Raw genomic sequence first — 4535 nt, 5'->3', positions numbered from 1 at the left:
GAAGCGTGTGCTCTGTGTGCTGTTCCGAAGGCATCGTTTACATACACATCACCCAAACTTGCTAATTCTTTAGAAAAACCTGTATCTCCAGCTTCTTCTTCGGCATAAAAACGTAAATTTTCCAATACTAATATTTCGCCGTTTTGAAGATTTGCAGCGGCTTCTTTGGCAATTTCACCCTTACAATCTGCAGCAAATTTTACTTTTTTTCCTAAAACTTCTTCAATTTTATATATAATATGACTAAGTGAATATTTTTCTTCTTTACCCTTTGGTCTTCCTAAATGCGACATTAAAATTACCGAACCGCCATCGTTTAAAATCTTATCAATAGTTGGTTTAGCGGCTTCAATTCGGTTGGCGTCTGTTACTTTAAAATTTTCATCTAAAGGCACATTAAAATCTACACGGATTAAAGCTTTTTTGTTGTTAAAATTGATGTCGAAAATAGTTTTCATAGGTTTGTGATTTGTTGTTTTTAGTTTGATGTTGTGTCTTTATGATATTTGCAAATATAAAATTTTGATTTTAAACCAAGATAAAAATCACTTATATTTGCTACATGCTATTTAAAGACATCCTTGGTCAAGACCATATTAAAAAATTTTTAATTACTACCGCCAACGCAGGAAGGGTGCCGCATGCACAATTGTTTATTGGCCCTGAGGGCTCGGGAACGTTGCCCATGGCTATTGCCTATGCGCAGTACATTTTATGTAACAATACCGGCGGGGAAAACAACACAGGAAATGCTGCATGCAACTTAAAATTTGACCATTATTCGCATCCCGATATGCATTTTGTGTATCCAATTACAACTACAGATGATGTAAAAGGCGATAACGTAGTAAGTACAAATTTTTTAGAGCAATGGCGCGGTTTTGTTAAAGAAAACCCATACGGAAGTTTATTTGACTGGTATAAAAAATTAGAAATTCCTAAAAAACAAGGCATTATTAGTGTTAAAGAATCGGCTGCAATTAATAAAAATTTATCATTAAAAGCCTACGAAGGTGGTTACAAGGTGATGATTATTTGGATGGCTGATAAAATGAGAACAGATGCGGCAAATAAATTATTGAAGTTATTAGAAGAACCACCTGAAAAAACGGTTTTTATTTTAATTTCTGAAAGTATTGACGATTTATTACAAACGATTATTTCGCGTTGTCAAGTGGTGGATTTTTTAGCTTTACCGGAACAAATTATTACAGATAAGTTAATTTCCAGTCATCAAGTTGAGGCAAATTTGGCAAAAAAAATAGCACATCAGTGTGAAGGTAATTACAACAAAGCTTTACATTTATTACACCAAGATGGGGAGGATTCTGTATTTGAAGAATGGTTTATCAACTGGGTTCGCGCAGCATTTAAAGCAAAGGGAAATGCAAGCGTAATTACCGATTTAATTTCTTGGAGTAGCGCTATTTCTAAAGAAGGCAGAGAAACACAAAAGAACTTTTTGCAATTTTGTATTCAGTTTTTTAGACAAGCGTTGTTGTTGAATTATCAAACTACTGATTTGGTGTATTTAGAGCCTAATTTTGAGAATTTTAACCTGGGAAAATTTGCCCCTTTTGTTCACGGAAATAATATTATGTCTATTTTTAAAGAACTGGAAGACGCTATTTATCACATTGAAAGAAACGGAAATAGCAATATTATTTTAACCGATTTATCGATCAAATTAACAAGATTGTTACATCAAAAAGAAGTCTAAAAACAAGAATTAAAAACAAAAACTATGAATGAATTTGCACTACTATTACTAGCTTTTTTAGCGATTACTTTTTTACAATCAGGATATGATAAAATAACCGATTGGAACGGAAATGTAAGTTGGTTAAAAGGACATTTTTCTCAAACTTTTTTAAAAAACCAAGTGCCTGTGGCTTTGTTAACGGTTTTGGCTTTAGAAATTGTAGCAGGTGTATTGTCAATTATGGGAATTGCTGAGAACATCATGACCGGTAAAACCATTGTGGGCGATTATGCTTGTATGGTTTCCTGTGTAACACTTTTGATATTGCTTTTTGGACAAAGAGTTGCGAAAGATTATGACGGCGCTAGAACGATTGTTATTTATTTAATTCCAGCTTTGTTGGGCGTGTATTGGCTGTAACTTACACGCACACTTTGTCATGCTGAAAGCATCTCTTTTTTGTTGAATTGAATAACATTGTATGAGACCCTTTCAGGGTGACAAACTGTGTGGTGTGTTTTATTTGCCGTACAATTTCCGCACACTTTGTCATGCTGAAAGCATCTCTTTTTTGTTGAATTGAATAACCTTGAGCGAGAGCCTTACAGGGTGAGAAACGTTTTAAATTTTTACACATATCTATTTACGCACAGTTTGTCATGCTGAAAGCATCTCAACCCCAATCAAATCGTATCGTTTAAAAAATCTAAATTTGAATTGAAATTTTTAATGAGTTCAAGTTTACGATCTCGTTTCATTAATTTAATTTCTTTCTCTCTTTCAATTGCTTGTTGAACCCAACCATAATGTTCATAATAAAGTAGGTATGTTAAATTATATTTTGCAGTAAAGCTGTTTGGATTTAGTTTTTCTTTGTGTTCTTGTAATCTTCTTTTAAGATTATTGGTCATTCCTGTATAAAGTACTGTTTTTGCTTTATTTGTAAGAATATAAACGTAAAAATTATAAATTCCTTCTGTAAATTCGATCATTGATTTTGGCAGTTAAAAGTATTTATGTTGTGTGAGACCCTTTCAGGGTGACAAACTGTGTGGTGAAACTGTATGCTTAATTCTTCAAGCTTACATTAAACAAACGCAGTTCTTCCCAAGAGAAAGCGTCGCCGTATTTTTCTTTTAAAACTCCCAAACCTTCTCCTTTATAGTCCTTAAAAACCTCTTGTAATGTTGCAATTTTTTCATCAGACATCACATCAGAGATGGTTAAGGCTTCCATTTGAATTAGTTTGATAAAGTGTAAATAAATTGTGCCAACTGTAACCTTTCGCTTGGCAGCAATTTCCTCAATTGATAAATTTTCTTTCCAAAGATCTAAAGTGATTTCTATAGTTGCCTTTTTTGGTTCTGTTGATTTGGCATTTTTGACTTTAGTTTTCTTACTAAATGTGTCCGAATGATCTTTAGCTACAAAACCGTCAATTTCCTTGAATTTTTCAGATAACGAAGCTATTTTATTAATTTTATAATACTTCATTTCGTCTGATGACATGGTGTTTTTATTAAATTCAATTCCGTTGACTAAATTTTTAATCAACAGCATCGCTTTTTTCAATTGCAAAACCGTTTTTACTTGAATTTCTTCTAGTTCCAAAAGTTCATCGTGAAAGGTTTTAGATTTTTTAAGGTTACTAACTTCTGCGATTTTTAAAAACAAATCAGTTACCTGATAATCTAATGTTTTAAAATAATACTGATAAGCCGCGTCGCATCGCGCTGCTAAAAACGGAATATCAATAGCGTCTTGATAACAAATTTTCTGAATTTGATTGCTGAATTTATGTGATGAATCTAATAAAGCGCCCACAATACTTTCGTTTTGTTGTGCCCAAATTCGGTATTTTGATTTTGATGAATTAGCTACTTCGTCATTATACGAAAATAAATGATTGCGCCATTGTTGTGCCAATTGTCTGAAATCGAAACTTTTACATAATTCTAGGCGTAAAAAATATTTCGTTTCTAATGCCAACGCTTTTTCTAAAACAATTTCATCCGCTTTATTGTTGGCATAATTTAAAACTTCTGAGTCAGAAGAAATGCCGTTTATTTGTATAGGAGAAAGTAAAATTAATCCTTTTAACGAACGAAGTCGAGATAAAGCCACGTATGCTTGTCCGGGCGCAAATACACGTGAAACATCTAACGCGGCGTTATCAAAAGTTAACCCTTGACTCTTATGAACCGTAATTGCCCAAGCTAATTTTAAAGGATAATGACTAAATGTTCCTACAACCGTTTCCTCAATCTCTTTTGTGTCGGGATTTACCGTATATTTTATGTTTTCCCATGTGTACAAATCTGCTTCAACAGTTTTGTTTTCTTCTTCAAAATAAACCAAAATTTCTTTTTCAGCTAATGAAGTAATTTTGCCTATTTTTCCGTTAAAATAATTTTTTTCAAAAGAGGTGTCGTTTTTAATAAACATTACTTGAGCGCCAACTTTCAAATCCATTTTTGGTTCAATAGGATAAATTTTATCTGGAAAATCTTCTACAATTTCGGGGAAATAAGAAAATGTTTTGGTTCTTAATTCTGCTAAAGCTTCTTTATTAATATCGTCTGCTTTGGCGTTGTGTGTGGTAACAATAATACAGCCGTTATGGTTTTTAATATTAAAATTTGGGTTTACATATTGATTTAAAACAGCTATATTCTCTTTCGTAATTTTGTTGTTTCGAAGGTTGTTTAAAATAGAGATAAATTCCTCGTCATCTTGACGATAAATTTTATCCAATTCAATATATAAAGGCGGATTTTGTTGGATTACTTGCGAATGAAAAAAGAACATACCTTGATAATAGTTCTTTAATTCG

At 32.5% G+C, this 4535-nt stretch carries 5 protein-coding genes; 2 read left to right on the top strand and 3 right to left on the bottom strand.

Translation table 11 applies throughout. The features are described 5' to 3' along the window. Positions 1 to 458 (bottom strand): phosphoglycerate kinase (gene pgk / locus ACIQ2I_RS08160; RefSeq protein WP_396181927.1); only part of this gene is annotated, 458 nt, incomplete at its 3' end. A 104-nt stretch (positions 459 to 562) separates the two neighbouring features. Between pgk and ACIQ2I_RS08155 the strand changes: the two genes are divergently transcribed. Beyond that, complete coding sequence (locus tag ACIQ2I_RS08155; RefSeq protein ID WP_396181926.1) at positions 563 to 1720, top strand: ATP-binding protein; 1158 nt, start codon at positions 563 to 565, stop codon at positions 1718 to 1720. Positions 1721 to 1744: 24 nt separating this feature from the next. Next, positions 1745 to 2122: a DoxX family membrane protein gene (locus ACIQ2I_RS08150; protein WP_396181925.1), complete on the top strand. Its 378-nt coding sequence runs from the start codon at positions 1745 to 1747 to the stop codon at positions 2120 to 2122. Positions 2123 to 2385: 263 nt separating this feature from the next. Here the strand turns inward: ACIQ2I_RS08150 and ACIQ2I_RS08145 are convergent, their stop codons facing one another. Then, positions 2386 to 2694, bottom strand: coding sequence for a GIY-YIG nuclease family protein (locus ACIQ2I_RS08145; protein ID WP_396181924.1), 309 nt, complete (start codon positions 2692 to 2694; stop codon positions 2386 to 2388). A 76-nt stretch (positions 2695 to 2770) separates the two neighbouring features. Continuing rightward, the coding region (locus ACIQ2I_RS08140) for a helix-turn-helix domain-containing protein (protein WP_396181923.1) at positions 2771 to 4535 on the bottom strand (1765 nt) is incomplete at its 5' end.

Source organism: Flavobacterium sp. (genome assembly GCF_044368995.1).
Taxonomy (GTDB): domain Bacteria; phylum Bacteroidota; class Bacteroidia; order Flavobacteriales; family Flavobacteriaceae; genus Flavobacterium.
Note: the sequence above shows the minus strand (reverse complement) of the source record. Positions and strands in the feature narration are given on the sequence as shown.